This window comes from Streptomyces sp. NPDC059788 (assembly GCF_042732265.1).
Classification (GTDB): Bacteria; Actinomycetota; Actinomycetes; order Streptomycetales; family Streptomycetaceae; genus Streptomyces.
The window spans coordinates 1-18788 of the sequence record NZ_JBHWHY010000068.1 but is presented as its reverse complement, the minus strand read 5'-3'; the positions used below and the strand labels follow the sequence as shown (position 1 = coordinate 18788).

The following is an 18788-nucleotide window of genomic DNA, read 5'->3' as shown; positions in this document are numbered from 1 at the left end:
GGCCCGGTCCCGCGGGCCCGAAGGCCCCGGTGGGCCGGGCCGCCGTGGACGTCGAGTTCTCAGGGATCACGTCGTTCATGATGCTTCAAACAAAAGCACATGTGAAGTTCTCAGATCAAGACGTTATGTTTCCCGGTCTCGCGAGATTTCTGTGATGCGGGGCGGGGGGGAGCCCCGGGGTGGGTACGGCCCTCCGTCACGTCAGCGGCTTGGCGAGCACGGCCTTGCGGTGGCTGAACGTCTCGATCGAGTACCGGCCGTGATAGCGGCCCATCCCGCTCTCGCCGACCCCGCCGAACGGCAGGTCGGACACGGTCAGATGGGCGACCGGCAGCCCGAAGCCGAGACCGCCCGACGAGGTCTCCCCGGTCAGCCGCCGCCGGGTCTCCGGGGACTCGGTGAAGGCGTACAGCGCCAGCGGCTTGTCCCGGCCGTTGACGAAGCCGATGGCCGCGTCCAGGTCCTCGACCTCGACGACGGGCAGGATCGGGCCGAAGATCTCCTCCTGCATCACCGGGGCGTCGGGCGCCACCCCGCCGAGCACGGTCGGCGCGATGTACCTGCGGTCCCGGTCGTGGGTGCCGCCCGCGACCGTGCGCCCCGAGCCGAGCAGCCCGGTCAGCCGGTCGAAGTGCCGCTCGTTGACGATGCGGCTGTAGTTCGGCGCGGCGGCCGGGTCGTCGCCGTAAGCGGCGGCGACGGCGCGGGCGAGAGCGGGCTCCAGGCGGGCGGCCGTCTCCGGGTCGGTCAGGACGTAGTCCGGCGCCACACAGGTCTGGCCCGCGTTGAGGAACTTGCCGGCCACCAGCCGGGCGGCGACCGCGTCGGCGTCCGTGCCGCGGTCCACGAAGGCGGGCGACTTGCCGCCCAGTTCCAGGGTGACCGGCGTGAGGTGCCGGGCCGCCGCGGTCATCACGATGCGGCCGACGGTGCCGTTGCCCGTGTAGAAGATGTGGTCGAAGCGCTGCTCCAGCAGGGCCGTCGTCTCCGGGACGGCGCCCTCGACCACCGCGACCGCGTCCGCGTCCAGGAAGCGGGGCAGGTGGCGGGCGAGCGCGGCGGAGGTGGCGGGCGCCATCTCGCTGGGCTTGGCGACCACACAGTTGCCGGAGGCCAGGGCGCCGACCATCGGGGCGAGCAGCAGTTGCAGCGGGTAGTTCCAGGGGGCGATGACCAGGACGACGCCCAGCGGGTCGTACACCGTCCAGGCGTCCGCGCCGTCGAGGTGCGGCGGCACCGGCGCGGGCTCCGGCCGCAGCCAGTCCGCCAGGTGGTCGAGGGTGTGGTCGATCTCCCGCAGCGTGAAGTCGATCTCCGTGCGGTACGCCTCGGCCTCGCCCTTGCCCAGGTCCTCGTACAGGGCCGCGGCGAAGTCCTTGCCGTGCTCGGTGAGCATGGCGCGCAGCCGCTGCAGCTGGTCGGTGCGCCACTCCAGGGGAGCGGTGCGGCCGGTGCGGAAGGTCGCGCGCAGCCGCGCGACCACGGCGTCCGGCTGCTCGGGGGTGCTGCTGGTCATGGTGTCTCCGATGGGTACGGGGCGGGGCTGGGCGGGCGGCGGGCGTGGCGGGGATGGTCCGGCCGCCGTCCCGGAGGTGATCGCTTGACAAGGTCAAGCGATGCTTCCATGTAAATGCCAACAATTGCCGAAGTCAAGTAACTCGCTATCCTGGAGCCGTGTCCGACACCACCCGGCCCACCCCCGACGACCTCGTCCAGCCATTCGCCCGCACGGTCCGCGGCTACTACGACGACCTCGCCGCCGCCGCGCTGCGGCACGGCCTGAGCACCGCGCAGGCCCGCGCGCTGATCGCCCTGGAGGAGCCGCTCTCGATGAGCGCCCTCGCCGGTCACCTGGTCTGCGACGCCTCGAACGCGACCCGGCTCATCGCCCGTATGCAGGAGCGCGGCCTCGTACGGCGGGAGGCGGCGCCCCGGGACCGCCGCAGCAAGGTGGTCACCGCCACCGACGAGGGCCGGGCGCTCGCCCGCCGGGTGCGCGCCGACATGCACGCCGTGCGCGGCGCTCTCGAAGCGCTCACACCCGAGGAACGCGCCGCTCTGCTGCCGTTGCTGGAGCGGCTGGGCACCCTTCTGGGGCGCTGAGGCCCGGCCGTTTCCAAGGCCCCCGTGCCGGCTCGGCCCGCAGTCCCGCCCCGGCGGGGGACGGCCCGTCACGATCCCGCTAAAGTCGGATGAATACCCGCTGGTGGATGGGCCTGTGCGGGCTGTTCGGGGCGGGCTGCCCCAGGGGAGGACGTAGATCCACATGAGTCGCCGCTCCAACGGATTAGTGGCCGTCTGGGCCGAGGCGCAGCGTCAGCAGCAGCGCCGGCAGGAGGCCCAGCGGCGGGCCGGTGAACAGGCCCGCCGCGACCAGGAGCGGCAGCAGCGCGACACCGAGCGCGCCATGGCCCGTGAGCAGCGCGAACGGCAGACCGCGTACCGGCAGCAGCGCGACGCCGACGCCGTCCGCCGCACCGAGGAACTGGACGCCCGCATGGCCGAACTGTCCGGCCTGCTCGCCGACGGCTGCCGCGCCCCCGCCTTCACCGCCGCGGCGCTGCGCCGCCCCGAGCACATCGAGGCGTTCGCGCCCGGCCGGCTGGCCGTGCCCGTACCGATGCCCGACCCGGCCGCATACCAGCCGCAGGCCACCGGCTGGCACCTCGGCGGCGCCCGCCGCGCCCAGGCCCAGGAGGAGGCCCGCGCCCGTTACGAGCACGACTGGCACGCCGCGCAGGCCGCGGAGGCGCAGCGGCTGCGCCAACTGGAGGACTACCGGCGGCAGTACGACCAGTGGGCCGCCGGGCAGCTCGCCGAGGTCAGGAGCCACAACGCCGCCGTCGAGGAGCTGCTGACGGGGCTGCGCGGCGGCGACCCCGAAGCGGTGGTGGAGTACTTCTCCGCCGCGCTGTACGCCACCGGCCGGCCGGAGGGCTTCCCGCGCCGCGTCCGCGCCGCCTACGACCCGGCGGCCCGCCAGCTCGTCCTGGACTGGGAGCTGCCCGGGTTCGACATCGTGCCGGCGGCCAAGGCGGTGCGGTACATGTACGCGGCCGACCAGGACAAGGACGTCGCCCGGCCGGTGACGCAGCGGCGGGCGGCCTACCGCGACGTGCTCGCCCAGTCCGTCCTGCTGGTGCTGCACGACCTGTTCGCGGCGGACCCGTCCCGCACGCTCGACTCGGTCGTGGTCAACGGCTTCGTGGACGACGTGGACCCGGCCACCGGCCGCCCCGCGCAGGTGTTCCTGGCGACCGTCGCGGCGCCCAGGGCCGCCTTCGAGCACCTGCACCTGGCGCAGGTCAGCGCGGTGGACTGCCTCACCGACGGGTTGCGCGGCCAGCTGTCGGCGCGCCCCGACCAGCGGGCCGCGGTACGGACCGTGCGGCAGCCGGGCGAGGTCGGCGGCGGTGTGGTGACGCACGGCGGCGCGGCCGAGCCGGACCTGTTCGCCATGGACCCGATCGCCTTCGAGGGGCTGGTCGCCGAGCTGTTTCGCGCGATGGGGATGCAGGCCGTGACGACGCAGCGGTCCGGGGACGGCGGAGTGGACGTGGACGCGCTCGACCCCGACCCCATCCGGGGCGGCAAGATCATCGTGCAGGTGAAGCGCTACCGCAACACCGTGCCGCCGTCCGCCGTGCGCGACCTGTTCGGCACCGTGCAGTCCGAGGGCGCCAACAAGGGCGTGCTGGTGACCACGTCCCGCTTCGGCCCCGGCGCCCACGCCTTCGCCAACGGCAAGCCGCTGACCCTCGTCGGCGGGCCCGAACTGGTCGACCTGCTGGCCCGCCACGGCCTGCGCGGACGCCTCGGTGACGCCGCGGTCCCCGCCCAGCGGCCGGCCCCCGCCGAGGAACGGACCGGCCGGGCACCGCAGGACGCGGATACGGAAGCGGGCGCGGACACGGAAGCGGACGCAGGCGCAGGCGCGGAGGAGGACACCACCGCCGTCGGCAGCATCCTCGGCATGAACTGGTCCGGCAGCGTCGCCCTGGACGTCTGCGCGCTGGTCTGCCAGGGCAACCGCGTCCTGAGCGACGACCACTTCGTCTTCTACAACAACCCGCGCACCCCGGACGGCACCGTACGGATGCTCTCCGGCTTCGCTCCCGACCGGGCCGCCATGCAGGTGGCCTTCGACGCGCTGCCCGCCACCGCGGACCGGCTCGTACTCGTCGCGGCCGTCGATCCGCAGGTCGACCCGCACGCGGACCTGTCCGGCTTCACGGACGCCCGGATTCGTCTCGTGGACGAATCCGGCGCGGAACTCGGCCAGTTGGAGGTTTCCGACGGACGGAGCGGTGAAACGGCGCTGGTGCTCGGGTCCTTCCGCCGCCGCGCGAACGGCGACTGGGACTTCGTCCTCGGCGGCAAGGGCTACGAAGGCGGCCTGGAGGCCCTGGTGCAGGAGCACGGGATCGAGGTCGCCTGACGCGTGCCGGGCCGCCGGTGACGGATAGGTTGTGCACATGGCGACGAACGAGGGAGCGGCCGTCTTAGGGGCGGACCGCGGCGAGCGGGGCGGGCGTGTCGGCCGGGACGAGCGTGACGGCGGGGACTGGTCCGGCACGCGTGCCTGGGTGGAGAAGCAGGTGGGCGGCGGATGCCGCGTCGAGGCCGCCGAGCGGCTGCGGGGCGGCTGGACTTCGCGGATGCGGCGGCTGCGCGTCAGCGGGCCGGATGAGCCGCGGTGGCTGGTGCTCAGGTCGTTCGTCGACCCGTTCTTCGTGCGGAGCGCGGAGGGGCTGCTGACCCGCGAAGCGGACATCCTGCGGCTGCTCGGCGGTACGGACGTGCCGGTGGCCACGCTCCACGGGGTGGACGCGACGGCGGCGTACTGCGAGCACCCGTCGTTGCTGATGTCGCTGCTGCCCGGCAGCGTACGCGTGGACGAGGAGGAGGCGACGCTGCGCACGCCGCTGCTGGCCCGCCAGCTCGCCGGTATCCACCGGCTGCGCGTCCCGGCCGAGGACCGGCCGCGGGTGTACGAGGCGTGGGCCTCGCCCGGCCACGTGCGGCTGCCCGGGGCCACCGGCCGCCCGGACCTGTGGCAGCGGGCCGTGGACGTCATCCGCCGCGATCCCCCCGATCACCGGCCCTGTTTTCTGCACCGGGACTTCCACCCCGGCAACGTGCTCTTCACCGGACAGGGCGCCGGCCTGCGGATCACGGGCGTCGTCGACTGGGTGGAGACCTCCTGGGGGCCGGCCGACCTGGACGTGGCGCACTGCTCCACGGCCCTGGCCCTCCTGCACGGTGTCGAGGAGGGGATGCGGCTGGCGGACCACTACCTGGCGGCCGGGGGAACGTTGAGCGAGGACCCCGCTGCCCACCTGTACTGGCGCGTCCTGGACGCGCTGGGCTTCGCCCCGGACGCCGAGAAGGTCGGGGTGCCCTGGCGGGAGCTGGGCCGCGACGACCTGACGCCTGAGCTGCTGGCGAGCAGGCTGGAGGACTATCTCGCCGCGCTGTTCCGCCGCTTCGGCTGACGGGCCCCGTCCGGGGAAGGGGCCGGAAAAGGGGCGACGCACCGGCCGCCGCGCGGCGCGCCGGCGCGGGCCGGGCATCGCCGTTCCGGGACCGCGCGGGCCCTCACAGGCCCGCCAGCGCGGCCAGCACCGCCGCCACCGCCAACTCCTCCGCTCCATCCGCCACTTCGCCGTGGTCGGCGCACCACAGCGCGCTCTCCACGGTGCGGGCCGCCGCCCATGCCGCCAGGCGGGCCGGGTCCTCGCCGAGGGCGTCGGCCACCAGCGCGAAGCGTTCGCGCAGGACCGGGCGCGGGTCGTCGTACGCGAAGGGGTCGTCGATCTGCTCCAGCAGCGGCCAGGGGTCGTATCCGGGGTCGCCGGTCATGGGCTTGGGGTCGATGGCGAGCCAGGGACGGCGGCGCGCGGAGAGCACGTTGCCGGGGTTGAAGTCGCCGTGCACCACGACCTCGCGGGTGGCGGTGGCGGGCAGTTCGCGCAGCAGGCGGGCGCCGAGCCGGACGAGCCCGGGGTCGTAACCGGGCCGCAGCCGGGCCATGCGTTCCTCGACGGTGCCGGCCCATTCGGCGCACACGTCGGCGACCCGTTCCAGTGCGCCGTCGGGCGGCGCGGGCGCGTCCCACAGCTCCCGCAGCAGACCGGCGGCCAGGAGCAGGCGTTCGGCCGGGGGCAGCGGGCTGTCGTCCAGTTCCCCGCCCGGTACGCAGCGCTCGACCAGTAGCGCGTACCGCTCCCGGTCGTGGCGGAGCAGCCGTACGGCGCCGTTCCCGTCCCAGGCGCGCAGGGCCGGTGCCTCACCGGCGGCCTCGCGGTGCGGCCACGTCACCTTGAGCACCGCCGCATCGCCGTCCGGCAGCCGCACAGGCGCGACCCACGAGCAACTGCCGCCGTGCAGGGGGGAACCGAGGCGCAGGTCCCACTGCTCCTGGACGGCCCGCACCGTGGCGGGCAGCGCTTCCAGCCACGCACGCCCGGACGGGGTGCGTCCCACGGTGGCGTACACGGGGAGGCCGGCGGGGAAGAGGTCGTCGCTCAGCGGGGCTCGGGCCATCCGGGGAGTCTAAGGGGCGCCCCGTAGCCGCTGGGCCCGGGGCGTTGCCGATGGTCTGTCAGGCGTCGGTGCGGAGCGGGGTGGTTGCTGTGACGGTCAGGGGGTGATGGCGTACTCGGTGAAGTGGCCGCAGGCGGTGAAACCGAGGCGGCGGTAGACGGGTTCTCCGTCGGCGGATGCCTGTAGTACCGCGGTCCCGTAGCCCGCGTCGCGGGCGGTGTGCAGGGTGGCCAGGGTGATGGCGCCGCCATAACCGCGGCGGCGGTCGGTGGCGAGCGTGGCGATGTTGTAGATCCCGGCGACGCCCGCGTGCAGGAAGACCTCGGCCGAGCAGACGGGACGGCCGTCGACGTAGCCGACCAGGTAGCGGGCGGGGCAGTCGGCGGTGAGCGCCAGGCCGACGGCGTCGGCGAAGAACCGGCGCACCGTGGCGGCGGGCGGGTCCCAGTTCGCGGCGAGGACCGTGGCGTAGTCGGCGAGCTGCTCCGCGGTGGTTGCCGGGCGGATCTCCAGGCCGTCGACGCGCGCCTCGGGGAGAGGGCCGCGCAGGTCCATCCACATGGCCGTCTCGGTCTCCGACGCCTCCAGGCCGACGGCCTCAAGGCACTCGGCGAGATGGCCCGGTGCGGAGGCGGGGCCCACCCACCAGGAGAAGGGGCGGCCGGTGGCGGCCAAGGTCCGGGCCGTCTCCGCGGCGCGGGCCGGGGCGGTGTCCGCGGCGAAGCGGGCCGCCGCGACGATGTTGAAGGTGTCATCGGCGAGACCGCTGTCGGCGATCAGCAGGTCGCCGGTCTCGGTGACGGACGCGCCTGTCAGGTTCCGGTGCAGGTGGCAGGCGTGCTCGGCGAGATTCAGCTCCATCGCGAGCGGAAGGCCGGACGCAGCGGCCGACGGGTGATCCACGGGCTTCATGATGATCTATTGCAGCATGTCGGCCGGGGCGCTCGCAGGTGCTTATTCCGAGGCGGTGAGCAGGCCGTTCCGGACGCCGCGGGCTGATCCAGGCCGAATCCGGAAGATCCGGTCCGGTCGCGCCGAGGACCCCGGCCCGAACGGATTATCCGTGGGCACCGGCGGTCCGCGCGAGCCGGTGCGCCCCGGTCGGGCGGTGGTGCGGGGCCGAGGAGGGCCGTAGCGCATTAATCGGTTTATTACGGTATTCGGGCTGTTATGCGTGTGGCATGAACCTGAACCGACCGTACGGCGCCGCCCTGCTCCTGATATCCCTGGCCGCGGGCTGCGCGGCCCAGCCGGGCGCCGGGCGGTCCGCCGGCCCCGCGTCCGGGCCGGGCGACCGCGGCCCCGCCTCCGCGACCGGTGCGTCCCCGCACTCCGCGCACCGTGCCTCCGCGGGCTTCACCCTCGCGGCCTCCGGCGACGTGATCGCCTCGTACCCGTCCGTCCTGGAGACCGCGCGCCAGGACGCCGGAGGCGGCGGCTACGACTACCGGCCCCTGCTCGCCGGGGTGAAACCCGTAATAGAGGGCGCCGACCTGGCGATATGCCACTTGGAAACGCCCTTCGGCCCCGACGGAGGGCCGTTCACCGGCTATCCGGCCTTCAAGGCGCCGCCCCAGGTGGCCGACGCGCTCAAGGCCACCGGATACGACTCCTGCTCCACGGCCTCCAACCACACCCTCGACGACGGCGCCGAAGGCGTCCGCCGCACCCTCGACACGCTGGACCGGGCGGGGATCAAACACGCCGGATCGGCCCGGGACGCCGCCGAGGCCCGCCGCCCCGCGCTGCTGAAGGCGCCCGGCGGGGCGCGGGTGGCCCAGCTCTCGTACACGTACGGCACCAACGGCGTCCCGCTCCCGAAGGGCAAGCCGTGGACGGTCGGCGTCATCGACGCCGAGCAGATCGTCGCGGACGCGCGGGCCGCGCGCCGGGCCGGTGCCGACGTCGTCGTGGTCAGCCCGCACTGGGGCACCGAGTACCGGACCGAGCCGGACGCCCAGCAGATCGAGGTCGCCAAGGCGCTGACCGGGGCGCGCACCGGCGGCCGGCCCGACATCGACCTGGTCATCGGGACCCACGCGCACACCCCGCAGCCGTACGAGAAGCTGAACGGCACCTGGGTCGTCTACGGCATGGGCGACCAGGTCGCCGGGATCATGGAGAGCCCGCGCGGCAACTGGGGCACCATCGCCCGCTTCCGCTTCGAGCCGCCCGCGAAGGAGGGGGAGCGCTGGCGGGTCACCAAGGCCGAGTACATCCCCCAGCTCTCCGCCCACGGGCCCCCGCTGCGCATGGTCAACCTCGCCGCCACCGGGGACCGCGCCGACGTGCGGGAGGGCATACGCGAAGCGGTTCTCAGCCGGGGCGCGGAGGGCGCCGGACTGACCATGGGCAGGTGAGAGGCGCGCGGCCGGGGGCGCAGCGGCGGCGGCCGGGTACGGGAGCGTTCCGCGATGTGAAACCCTGAGACCGGCCCGGACCGGTCGTGAACACGCCGGACGCGGGCGCGCCGGGCGGCCGGTCCGCCCGGCCGGCGGTGACGACGGTGCGGGACGCGGAAGGGGCGTAACGGCGGTGGGTGAGAGTGCGGCCGTGCGGTCCCGCAATCCGCGTGGACAGGGCGAGCGCCTGCGGGAGGAGCTGCTGCGCGCCACCGAGCGCCTCCTCGAAGAGGTCGGCAGCGAGGACGCGCTGTCGCTGCGCGCCGTGGCCCGCGAGGCGGGCGTCGCCGCGCCCAGCATCTACCGGCACTTCGCCGACAAGACCGAGCTGGTGTGGGCGGCCCTGGAGGTCAGCTACGAGCGGCTGACGGCGGCGATGGACGAGGAGTCGGCCGCGGCGGGCACCGACGACCCGGTGGACCTGCTCCGCGCCCGGCTGCGCGCGTACTGCCGCTACGCCGTCGACCACCCCGCCAAATACCGCCTCCTGTACGAGACCCGGCAGACGCCGGTCGAGCCGGAGCGGCTGGCCGGGCATCCGGCGGGGCGCCTGGTGCGGGGCCTGCACGACGCCCTCGCCGCGTGCGAGGCCGCCGGGTGGCGGGTGCGCGGCACCCGCGAGGAGGCGCCGTACGTGCTGTGGGCCGCGGTGCACGGCCGGGTGATGCTGTGGCAGGTCATGCCCAGCCGCAAGGACGCCGGGCGGCTGTACCGGTTCGTGGACGAGATCCTGGGCCTGCTGATGGAGCGGGACGGGCGGCAGGCGGAGCCGGAGAGCCGTCGGCCGGAGGCGGGCGGTCCGCCGCCGGAGCGGGCGAACTGAGTTTCTGAGCCGGGCGCTTCGGGAGCGCTCCGGTCATTTCCGGCACCCCTGCCGTCACAGGGTGCCGCTCATCGATCACCACCCCACCCCCCATCGCCACACCCGTGCATTACGCATGTAAGTTTACGGGCGTTAGGTGAACGTCCGACACCGGGCGCACGCCCCTGCCCGCGTGCTCCCTAGGAGCGACATGACCACTTCCCCCGCCCCCGCGCCCGCCCCGGCCGGAGCGCCCGCGCTGCCCGTGCAGCCGCCGCAGGGCTGCCCGTTCGACCCGCCCGCCGAGTTCGCGCGGCTGCGCACCGAGGCCCCGCTGTCGAAGATCTCGCTGCCGGACGGCACCGAAGCCTGGCTGGCCACCCGGTACGCCGACATCCGCGCCATCCTCGGCGACACCCGCTTCAGCTCCGACACCACCCGCCCCGGCTACCCGCTCAGCGGCATGACCGGCGGCGCCACCACCGAGCACCGCGGCTTCATCCGGATGGACCCGCCCGAGCACACCCGGCTGCGCCGCATGGTCACCCGGGAGTTCATGGTCAAGCGCGTCGAGGCGATGCGCCCCGAGATCCAGCGCCTGACCGACGAGCTGTGCGACGCCATGGAGAAGCGGGCCGGCCAGGACGTCGACCTCGTCGAGGCGCTGGCGCTGCCGGTGCCCTCGCTCGTCATCAGCCTGCTGCTCGGCGTCCCCTACGACGACCACGAGCTGTTCCAGCGGCTCACCGGCACCCTGCTGTCCCGCACGGTCGGCGACGCGGAGCGCGAGAGCGCGCGGGCCGAACTGCGCGCCTACCTGCACCAGCTGGTGAGCGCCAAGGAGGCGGCGCCCGGCGACGACATCCTCGGCCGTCTGATCACCGAGCAGCAGGTGCCGGGCGAGATCACCCACGACGACGTGGTGGCCTTCGCCGCCCTGCTGCTCATCGCGGGCCACGAGACCACCGCCAACATGATCGGCCTGAGCGCGCTGACCCTGATGCGCGACCAGGAGACCGCGGACCGGCTGCGGGCCGAGCCGAACCTGATCCGCGGCGCCGTCGAGGAACTGCTGCGCTTCCACAGCATCATCCGCAACGGTCCGCGCCGCGCCGCCACCGAGGACACCGAGATCGGCGGGCAGCTGATCCGGGCCGGCGAGGGCGTGGTGGTGGCCGTACCGTCCGCCAACCGCGACCCGGAGGTCTTCGCGGACCCCGACGCGCTCGACGTGTGCCGCCCCAACGCCCAGCACCACGTCGCCTTCGGCTACGGCATCCACCAGTGCCTCGGCCAGGCCCTGGCCCGCGTCGAGCTCCAGGTCGTCATCGCCACCCTGCTGCGCCGCTTCCCCGGCCTGCGGCCCGCCGTCCCGGACGACGAGATCCCGTACCGCAGCGACATGGCCATCTACGGATGCCACACCCTGCCCGTCACCTGGTGACACCCCTTTCTTCCCGCCCCACCCGCCTTCAGGAGCCACCTGTCATGAACATCACCCTCGACGCCGACAAGTGCTGCGCCGCCGGCCAGTGCGTACTGATCGCCCCCGACGTCTTCGACCAGCGTGACGAGGACGGCGTGGTCGTCCTGCTGGACGCCGCGCCGCCCGCCGGCCAGCACGACATGGTCCGCGAAGCCGCCGCCATCTGCCCGGCCGCCGTCATCCAGGTCCACGAGTGAGCCCCCGCCGCATCGCCGTCGTGGGTGCCTCGGCGGCGGGCCTCGCCGCCGCCGAAGCCCTGCGCCGCTTCGGCTGGACCGGCACCCTGACCCTCGTCGGCGACGAGCCGCACCCGCCGTACGACCGGCCGCCGCTGTCCAAGCAGCTCCTCCAGGGCACCTGGCAGCCCGACAAGCTGCACCTGCGCGCCGCCGACCAGCTCGACGCCCTCGATCTCGACCTGCGCCTCGGCACCCGGGCGACCGGCCTGGACACCGCGACCCGCACCCTCACCCTGGACGGCGGCGAGCGGCTGGCCTGCGACGGCGTGATCGTCGCGACGGGCGTCGCGGCCCGCACCCTGCCCGAGGCGGCCGGGCTGGACGGCGTCCGCACGCTGCGCACCCTGGAGGACGCGCTCGCCCTCAAGGAGCGGCTCTCCGGCACGGGACGGCGCCTCGTGGTCGTCGGCAACGGCGTACTGGGCTGCGAGGCCGCCGCCGTGGCGCGCGAGCTGGGCCACGAGGTCACACTCGTCGGACGGGAAGCCCTGCCGATGGCCCGTACGGTCGGCCCGCGGATCGGTGAGCTGCTGGCCGCCGAGCACCGGGAGCGCGGCGTCCGGCTGCGCACCGCGGCCGTCGACGGCTTCGAGGCCGACGGGGACGGTCCGGCGCGGCACGTGACCGCCGTACGGCTGGCCGACGGCACCCGGCTGCCCGCCGACACCGTGCTCGTCGCCATCGGCTCGGAACCCGCCGTCGGCTGGCTGCGCGGCGACCCGGGCCTGGACACCACCGACGGGCTGCGCTGCGACGCGTACTGCGCCGCCGCGCCGGGCGTCTACGCCGCCGGTGACGTGGCCCGCTGGCAGCACCCGGTGCACGGGCGCCACCTGCGCGTCGAACACCGGATGAACGCCACCGAGCAGGGCATGGCCGCCGCCCGCAACCTCCTCGCCGAACTGGAGGACGCGCTGCCGGAGGGCGGGGACGGGGCACTGGCCCCCGCCGCCGGGCGGGAGCGGCGCCCCTTCACGCCTGTCCCGTACTTCTGGTCCGACCAGTACGGCCTGAAGATCCAGGCGTACGGCGTGCTCCACGGCGCCGACCGGTCCGAGGCCACCGTCCTGGACCCGGACACCAGGAAGGCCGTCGCCCTCTACGGGCGCGACGGACAGGCCACCGGCGTCCTGGCCATCGGGCTGCCGCCCCGCCAGGCCAGGGGCCTGCGGGCGCTGATCGCCACGCCCACACCCTGGGACGAGGCCTGCGAGGGGGTACGCGACACCCTCGCGTGACGGCCGCCGCGGGTCCGCCCCCGCCCCGACCATGGGGGCGGGCCCGCGTGCCGCCGCCCGGCGGTGACCGATCATGGAAGGCATGACCGACTCGTACGTACGGGTGCGCGGCGCCCGTGAGCACAACCTCCGGCACGTCGACGTGGACATCCCGCGCGACACCATCACCGTCTTCACCGGCGTGTCCGGCAGCGGCAAGTCCTCGCTGGCCTTCGGCACCGTCTACGCCGAGGCGCAGCGCCGCTACTTCGAGTCCGTGGCCCCCTACGCCCGCCGCCTGATCCACCAGGTCGGCGCCCCGAAGGTCGAGGACATCACCGGCCTGCCGCCCGCCGTCGCCCTGGAACAGCGGCGCTCGGCCCCCACCTCCCGGTCCTCCGTCGGCACCGTCACCACCCTCTCGAACACCCTGCGGATGCTGTTCTCCCGCGCCGGCACCTACCCCGCCGACGCGCCCGAGCGGCTCGACTCCGACGCCTTCTCGCCGAACACCGCGGCCGGCGCCTGCCCGGAATGCCACGGCCTGGGCCGCGTCCACCGGGTCACCGAGGAGTCGCTCGTACCGGACCCGTCGCGGTCCGTCCGCGACGGCGCCATCGCCGCCTGGCCCGGCGCCTGGCAGGGCAAGAACCTGCGGGACGTGCTGGCCGCCCTCGGATACGACATCGACAAGCCGTGGCGGGACCTGCCGGCCGCCGACCGGGACTGGATTCTGTTCACCGACGAGCAGCCCGTCGTCACCGTGCACCCCGTGCGGGAAGCGGGCCGTATCCACCGCCCCTACCAAGGCCAGTACATGAGCGCCAAGCGCTACGTGCTGCACACCTTCGCCGACTCCAAGAGCGAGACGCTGCGCAAACGCGTCCAGCGCCACCTGGTCTCCGCGCCCTGCCCCGGCTGCGGCGGACGGCGGCTGCGGCCGGAGGCGCTGGCCGTCACCTTTGCGGATCACGACATCGCGGAGCTGTCGGGCCTGCCGCTGAGCGCCCTGGCGCGGCTGCTGCGCCCCACGGCGGAGGCCGCCGACGACGGGGTGGCGCCGACCCTGGCCCGGGACCTGGTCGCCCGCATCGACGTGCTCACCGAGCTGGGCCTCGGCTACCTCGGCATGGACCGGGCCGCCCCCACCCTGTCCGCCGGCGAACTCCAGCGGCTGCGGCTGGCCACCCAGCTCCGCTCCGGCCTCTTCGGCGTCGTCTACGTACTCGACGAGCCCTCGGCGGGCCTCCACCCGGCCGACACCGAGGCCCTGCTCACCGTCCTCGGACGCCTGAAGGAAGCGGGCAACTCCCTCTTCGTCGTCGAGCACGACATGGACGTGGTGCGGCACGCGGACTGGATCGTGGACGTCGGGCCGAAGGCGGGCGAGCACGGCGGGCGCGTCCTGCACAGCGGGCCCGTCGCGGACCTCGCGCAGGTCACCGAGTCCGCCACCCGGCGTTTCCTCTTCGACGACGCGCCGCCGGCCGCCCGCCCGCTCCGCGAACCCACCGGACAGCTGTCCCTGCACGGTGTCACCCTGCACAACCTGCACGGCGTGGACGCCACCTTCCCGCTCGGCGTCTTCACGGCCGTCACCGGCGTCTCCGGGTCCGGCAAGTCCACGCTGGTCACCCGGGTCCTCGCGGACACCGTCGGCGACCACCTCGGCGCCGGGCCCGACGAGGACGAGGAGACCGGCGCGCGGGCGCGGCTCGGCGCCGCCGAGGGCCTGGAAGCGGTCGACCGCCTCGTCCGCGTCGACCAGAAGCCCATCGGCCGCACCCCGCGCTCCAACCTCGCCACCTACACCGGCCTCTTCGACGCCGTACGCAAGGTCTTCGCCGCCACCGACGAGGCCCGCGCCCGCGGCTACACGGCGGGCCGCTTCTCCTTCAACGTCGCGAGCGGGCGCTGCGAGACCTGCCAGGGCGAGGGCTTCGTCGCCGTCGAGCTGCTCTTCCTGCCCGGTACGTACACGCCCTGCACCGCCTGCCACGGCGCCCGCTACAACCCCGAGACCCTGGAGATCACCTACCGCGGCCGCACCGTCGCCGACGTGCTCGGCATGACGGTGGACATCGCGGCGGACTTCCTCGCCGACGTGCCGGCCGCCGCCCGCAGCCTGCGCACCCTCCAGGACGTCGGGCTCGGCTACCTGCGGCTGGGCCAGCCCGCGACCGAGCTGTCCGGCGGCGAGGCGCAGCGCATCAAGCTCGCCACGGAACTCCAGCGCGCCCACCGCGGCCACACCCTCTACCTGCTGGACGAGCCCACCACCGGCCTGCACCCGGCCGACACGGAGGTGCTGCTGCGGCAGCTGCACGGGCTGGTGGACGCGGGCAACACCGTCGTGGTCGTCGAGCACGACATGGGTGTGGTCGCGGGCGCCGACCACGTCATCGACCTGGGGCCGGGCGGCGGCGCGGCCGGCGGCCGCATCGTGGCGGCCGGCACCCCGGCCGAGGTGGCGGCGGCACCCGGCAGCCGTACGGCGGCCTATCTGGCGCGCCGGATCGGGGACTGACCCGGGCGCGGGAGCCGGGACAGCGGGCCGGGGCGGGGCCCGGGGTGCGGTGACAGTCGGTTAATGTACCCAGGTCAACTCAGCGAGACAGCGACTTCAAGGGGGCACTCCCGTGGCAGACATCGAGGCGGCCAAGGCGGCGTTCAACCGGTTCGACGCGGACGGGGACGGCCTGGTCACCGCGGACGAGTACCGGCGGGCGATGGCGGAGATGGGGGACCCCTACGTCACCGGGCCGGTCGCCGAGGCCGTCATAGCCGCCAAGGACGCGAACGCGGACGGCAAGCTCTCCTTCGAGGAGTTCTGGAAGTCGCTGCAGGGCTGACCCTCCCGGGCGCCCGGCGCCCGCACGGGCCGCACACGCGGCCGGCCGACCGGCCGGCCGCGTTTTTGTGTGCCACCGCCTATTGCGCTCATAGATTTATCCGATCAATGCCCTTTTCCCGGTGACCGGCGCCACTTTCCACGGTGGTTCTCCGGTGACTGGTGACGCGGACCACAAGATTCTTCGCGGGTGGCCCGTAAAACGCGTTCCGAGGCCATTTCAAGCGGTTTTCCGCGCTCCGCGGACCGGGCCCGGAACGTGACGCGCAGCACGGGACTTCAGTCCCTTACGGTCCTCTTTAGTAATTCCCCGCCGCGCTGCCACGGCCGGTGTCACCGGGCGGCGGCGGTACGGAAGGCCTTTTCTACGTAAGCGGGCCGTAGCCGGGGCCCGGTACGACGCTATTGCTTTCCAATTCGGCCGTCGCTAATCATTGCTGAGGCGCCGGGTTGAAGCGTCGCGTAAATGCCCTCGGGGCGGACGCGGACAAGAACTCGGTTCTCGTGCCGCCAGTGGCTTCCTGCTCGTACATCCCGCCAATGGCTGCCGCCCGCCCGTTTCAGTGATTGGAAGAGGATTTCCCCGCATGACCACTCCCACCCTGCTCCGCTCCGTCCGCGTGACCAAGGCCCACAAGCTCTCCGCCGCCGTGCTGGCCGCCGCCGGCGCCACCGCGGCCCTGACGGTCTCCGCCGCGACCGGTGACGCGCACGCCGCCACCTCCGCCGCCCCGGCCGCCGTCAAGCCGGTCTCCGCGAACGGTCAGCCCGTGGGTGCGAACACCAAGGCCGCCGACGCCCCCAAGGCCGGTGACGCGAAGGACGCCGCGGACAGCGCGACCCTCGCCGACTCGGTGAAGGTCACCGCCGTGGCCGCCCAGGGCCACACGGCCAAGGAGGCCGCGAGCCGCGGCGCCGACCGCAAGCCGGTCGAGGCCAAGCCGCAGTACGCCGACAACCTGGACGGCTGGATCAAGGAATCCCTGGCCATCATGAAGAAGAAGGGCATCCCCGGCACCTACGAGGGGCTGCACCGCAACATCATGCGTGAGTCCAGCGGCAACCCGAACGTCGTCAACGACTGGGACATCAACGCCAAGAACGGCATCCCGTCCAAGGGCCTGCTCCAGGTCATCCAGCCGACGTTCGACCGCTACCACGTCGAGGGCACGGCCAACAATCTGACCGACCCGGTCGCCAACATCACGGCCGCCGCCAACTACGCCGCCGACCGCTACGGCTCCATGGACAACGTCAACTCGGCGTACTGAGTCCGGTGGACCGAGCCCGGTGAGCAGGCAGCCACGCAAGCGCCCCAGGACCACGGTCCCGGGGCGCTTCGCCGTACGCGCGGCGGCGGTCAGCTCCGCCCGCCGCGGTGCTCCGGCGCGCCGATCTCCCGCTCCGCCTGCGCCATCTCGGAGCGCCGGCAGGAGTACGCGAAGTAGACGACCAGGCCGAGCAGGAACCACACCGCGAAGCGCACCCACGTCTGCCACTCCAGGAACGTGATCAGCCAGATCGAGAACACCACCCCGAGGGCGGGCACCACCGGCATTCCGGGGGTGCGGAACGTACGCGGCAGGTCGGGCCGCTTGTAGCGCAGCACGATCACCGAGACGCAGACCACCACGAACGCCAGCAGAATGCCGATATTGGTCAGCTCGGCGGCCTCGCCGATCGGCAGGAACCCCGCGATGACGGCCGAGCCGATGCCCACGATCCAGGTCACCCGGGTGGGCACGTGCCGCCGCGGATGGGTCTTGGCGAACCACTTCGGCAGCAGCCCGTCCCGGCTCATCGAGAACCACACCCGGGTCGCGCCCAGCATGAAAGTGAACATCACGGTGAGAATGCCGATGATCGCGCCCACCGCGATCACATCGGCCAGCCCGCCCAGCCCCACCGACTTGAACGCCGACGAGAATCCGCTCTCCGGGTCGATGTCCTCGTAGTTCTGCATACCGGTGAGCACCAGGCAGGCCAGTACATACAGCACCATCGAGATCAGCAGTGAATACAGGATCGCCTTCGGCATGTGCCGCTGGGCGTCCTTGGACTCCTCCGCCGCGGTGCTCATCGCGTCATAGCCGAACACCGCGAAGAAAACCGTGGCCGCGCCCGTGAAGGCGCCGCCGACACCGAAGGGGAAGAACGGTGTGTAATTCCCCGTCTTGATGTGGAAGAAGCCCACGCCGATGACGAGCAGTACGACCAGGACCTTCAGGCCGACGACGATCGTCTCGAAGCGTGCCGCGTTCTTGATGCCCAGGGTCAGCAGATAGGCGATGAACAGGCACAGCGCCGCGGCGAACAGGTCCACCCGGTGCCCCCCGCCGGTCCCCGGCGCCCCCAGCATCCAGACGGGCAGCTCCACCCCCAGCTCGCCGAGCAGGAAGCTGAAGTAGCCGGAGATGCCGATCGCGACCACCGCCACGATCGCCGTGTACTCCAGCAGCAGGTCCCAGCCGATGAACCAGCCCGCCAGCTCGCCGAGGACCGCGTACCCGTACGTGTAGGCCGAGCCCGCCTTCGGGATGAGCCCGGCGAACTCCGCGTACGAGAACGCCGCCGCGGCACTGGCCACGCCCGCGACGAGGAACGACAGCAGGACCGCCGGCCCCGCCTTGCCGTTCGCGACGGTCCCGGCGAGCGTGAAGATGCCCGCCCCGATGATGCCGCCCACACCGATGGCCGTCAGCTGCCACAGCCCCAGCGCCCGGTTGAGCCGTTCCCCCGAGCCGCCTTCCGTCTCCTGGATGAGTTCGATCGGTTTACGCCGCCACACTCCCTGACCCGCGCGCATCCCGCATCACTTCCTCTCGTCGTCGGCCGACGGCGGGTCATCATGGCCCCTCGGGTGCGGCAGGGGAAGGCGGCTGCCCGGCGGGGCGGAGTGGAACGGGGGAATCCGGGCACCCGGGGCGTGAGCACGGACAGCCGGCAGGGACACCGGCAGGACTGAGGAGCGGACATGTCGAATCACACATACCGGGTGACAGAGATCGTCGGGACGTCCCCGGAGGGCGTGGACGCCGCGATCCGCAACGGCGTCAAGCGCGCGGCGCAGACGCTGCGGGGCCTCGACTGGTTCGAGGTCACGCAGGTGCGCGGCCACATCGTCGACGGGGCGATCGAGCACTACCAGGTCGGGCTGAAGGTCGGCTTCCGGCTGGAGGACGGCGAGGCGGGCTGACCCGGCCCGCCCACGGGGCGGCGGGGCCCGCCCGGGCGGGGGGGCCGGG

General features: G+C 73.5%; 16 protein-coding genes. 12 read left to right on the top strand and 4 right to left on the bottom strand.

From position 1 onward, the window contains the following. Positions 1-196: 196 nt before the first annotated feature. Positions 197-1516, bottom strand: coding sequence for an aldehyde dehydrogenase family protein (locus tag ACFV57_RS38590; RefSeq protein WP_385242572.1), 1320 nt, complete (start codon positions 1514-1516; stop codon positions 197-199). Between the two features lie 158 nt (positions 1517-1674). Here ACFV57_RS38590 and ACFV57_RS38585 point away from each other — a divergent pair, with 158 nt between their 5' ends. From ACFV57_RS38585 to ACFV57_RS38575, 3 genes are all read left to right on the top strand, one after another. After that, positions 1675-2103, top strand: a complete 429-nt coding sequence (locus ACFV57_RS38585) for a MarR family winged helix-turn-helix transcriptional regulator (protein WP_385242569.1) — start codon at positions 1675-1677, stop codon at positions 2101-2103. A gap of 163 nt (positions 2104-2266) precedes the next feature. Beyond that, positions 2267-4438, top strand: coding sequence for a restriction endonuclease (locus ACFV57_RS38580; protein ID WP_385242566.1), 2172 nt, complete (start codon positions 2267-2269; stop codon positions 4436-4438). Positions 4439-4475: 37 nt separating this feature from the next. Then, positions 4476-5495, top strand: a complete 1020-nt coding sequence (locus tag ACFV57_RS38575; RefSeq protein WP_385242564.1) for a phosphotransferase family protein — start codon at positions 4476-4478, stop codon at positions 5493-5495. Between the two features lie 103 nt (positions 5496-5598). Here the strand turns inward: ACFV57_RS38575 and ACFV57_RS38570 are convergent, their stop codons facing one another. Both ACFV57_RS38570 and ACFV57_RS38565 read right to left on the bottom strand, forming a co-directional pair. Next, a complete protein-coding gene (locus ACFV57_RS38570) occupies positions 5599-6546 on the bottom strand; it encodes an aminoglycoside phosphotransferase family protein (RefSeq protein WP_385242561.1) in 948 nt (315 codons plus the stop codon). Between the two features lie 96 nt (positions 6547-6642). Further along, entirely contained in the window at positions 6643-7407 is a 765-nt protein-coding gene (locus ACFV57_RS38565; RefSeq protein ID WP_385242643.1) for a GNAT family N-acetyltransferase, read from the bottom strand. 320 nt (positions 7408-7727) lie between these two features. Between ACFV57_RS38565 and ACFV57_RS38560 the strand changes: the two genes are divergently transcribed. The 8 genes from ACFV57_RS38560 (at position 7728) to ACFV57_RS38525 (ending at position 16814) form a co-directional block, all read left to right on the top strand. Then, on the top strand, positions 7728-8906 hold the full coding sequence (locus ACFV57_RS38560; RefSeq protein WP_385242558.1) for a CapA family protein: 1179 nt from the start codon (positions 7728-7730) through the stop codon (positions 8904-8906). A 175-nt stretch (positions 8907-9081) separates the two neighbouring features. Next, entirely contained in the window at positions 9082-9771 is a 690-nt protein-coding gene (locus tag ACFV57_RS38555) for a TetR/AcrR family transcriptional regulator (RefSeq protein ID WP_385242556.1), read from the top strand. 190 nt (positions 9772-9961) lie between these two features. After that, positions 9962-11194: a cytochrome P450 gene (locus tag ACFV57_RS38550; protein WP_385242553.1), complete on the top strand. Its 1233-nt coding sequence runs from the start codon at positions 9962-9964 to the stop codon at positions 11192-11194. 44 nt (positions 11195-11238) lie between these two features. Next, positions 11239-11433, top strand: a complete 195-nt coding sequence (locus tag ACFV57_RS38545; protein WP_385242550.1) for a ferredoxin — start codon at positions 11239-11241, stop codon at positions 11431-11433. Further along, positions 11430-12713: an NAD(P)/FAD-dependent oxidoreductase gene (locus tag ACFV57_RS38540; protein WP_385242547.1), complete on the top strand. Its 1284-nt coding sequence runs from the start codon at positions 11430-11432 to the stop codon at positions 12711-12713. The genes ACFV57_RS38545 and ACFV57_RS38540 overlap by 4 nt, the downstream gene beginning before the upstream one ends. 82 nt (positions 12714-12795) lie before the next feature. Next, positions 12796-15219: an excinuclease ABC subunit UvrA gene (gene uvrA / locus ACFV57_RS38535; RefSeq protein WP_385242545.1), complete on the top strand. Its 2424-nt coding sequence runs from the start codon at positions 12796-12798 to the stop codon at positions 15217-15219. Between the two features lie 112 nt (positions 15220-15331). Next, complete coding sequence (locus ACFV57_RS38530) at positions 15332-15544, top strand: EF-hand domain-containing protein (protein ID WP_385242542.1); 213 nt, start codon at positions 15332-15334, stop codon at positions 15542-15544. 586 nt (positions 15545-16130) lie between these two features. Next, positions 16131-16814: a transglycosylase SLT domain-containing protein gene (locus ACFV57_RS38525; RefSeq protein ID WP_385242540.1), complete on the top strand. Its 684-nt coding sequence runs from the start codon at positions 16131-16133 to the stop codon at positions 16812-16814. Between the two features lie 89 nt (positions 16815-16903). Here the strand turns inward: ACFV57_RS38525 and ACFV57_RS38520 are convergent, their stop codons facing one another. Next, positions 16904-18349, bottom strand: a complete 1446-nt coding sequence (locus ACFV57_RS38520) for an amino acid permease (RefSeq protein ID WP_385242537.1) — start codon at positions 18347-18349, stop codon at positions 16904-16906. 168 nt (positions 18350-18517) lie between these two features. Between ACFV57_RS38520 and ACFV57_RS38515 the strand changes: the two genes are divergently transcribed. Beyond that, complete coding sequence (locus ACFV57_RS38515; protein WP_385242534.1) at positions 18518-18739, top strand: dodecin; 222 nt, start codon at positions 18518-18520, stop codon at positions 18737-18739. Positions 18740-18788 lie beyond the last annotated feature (49 nt).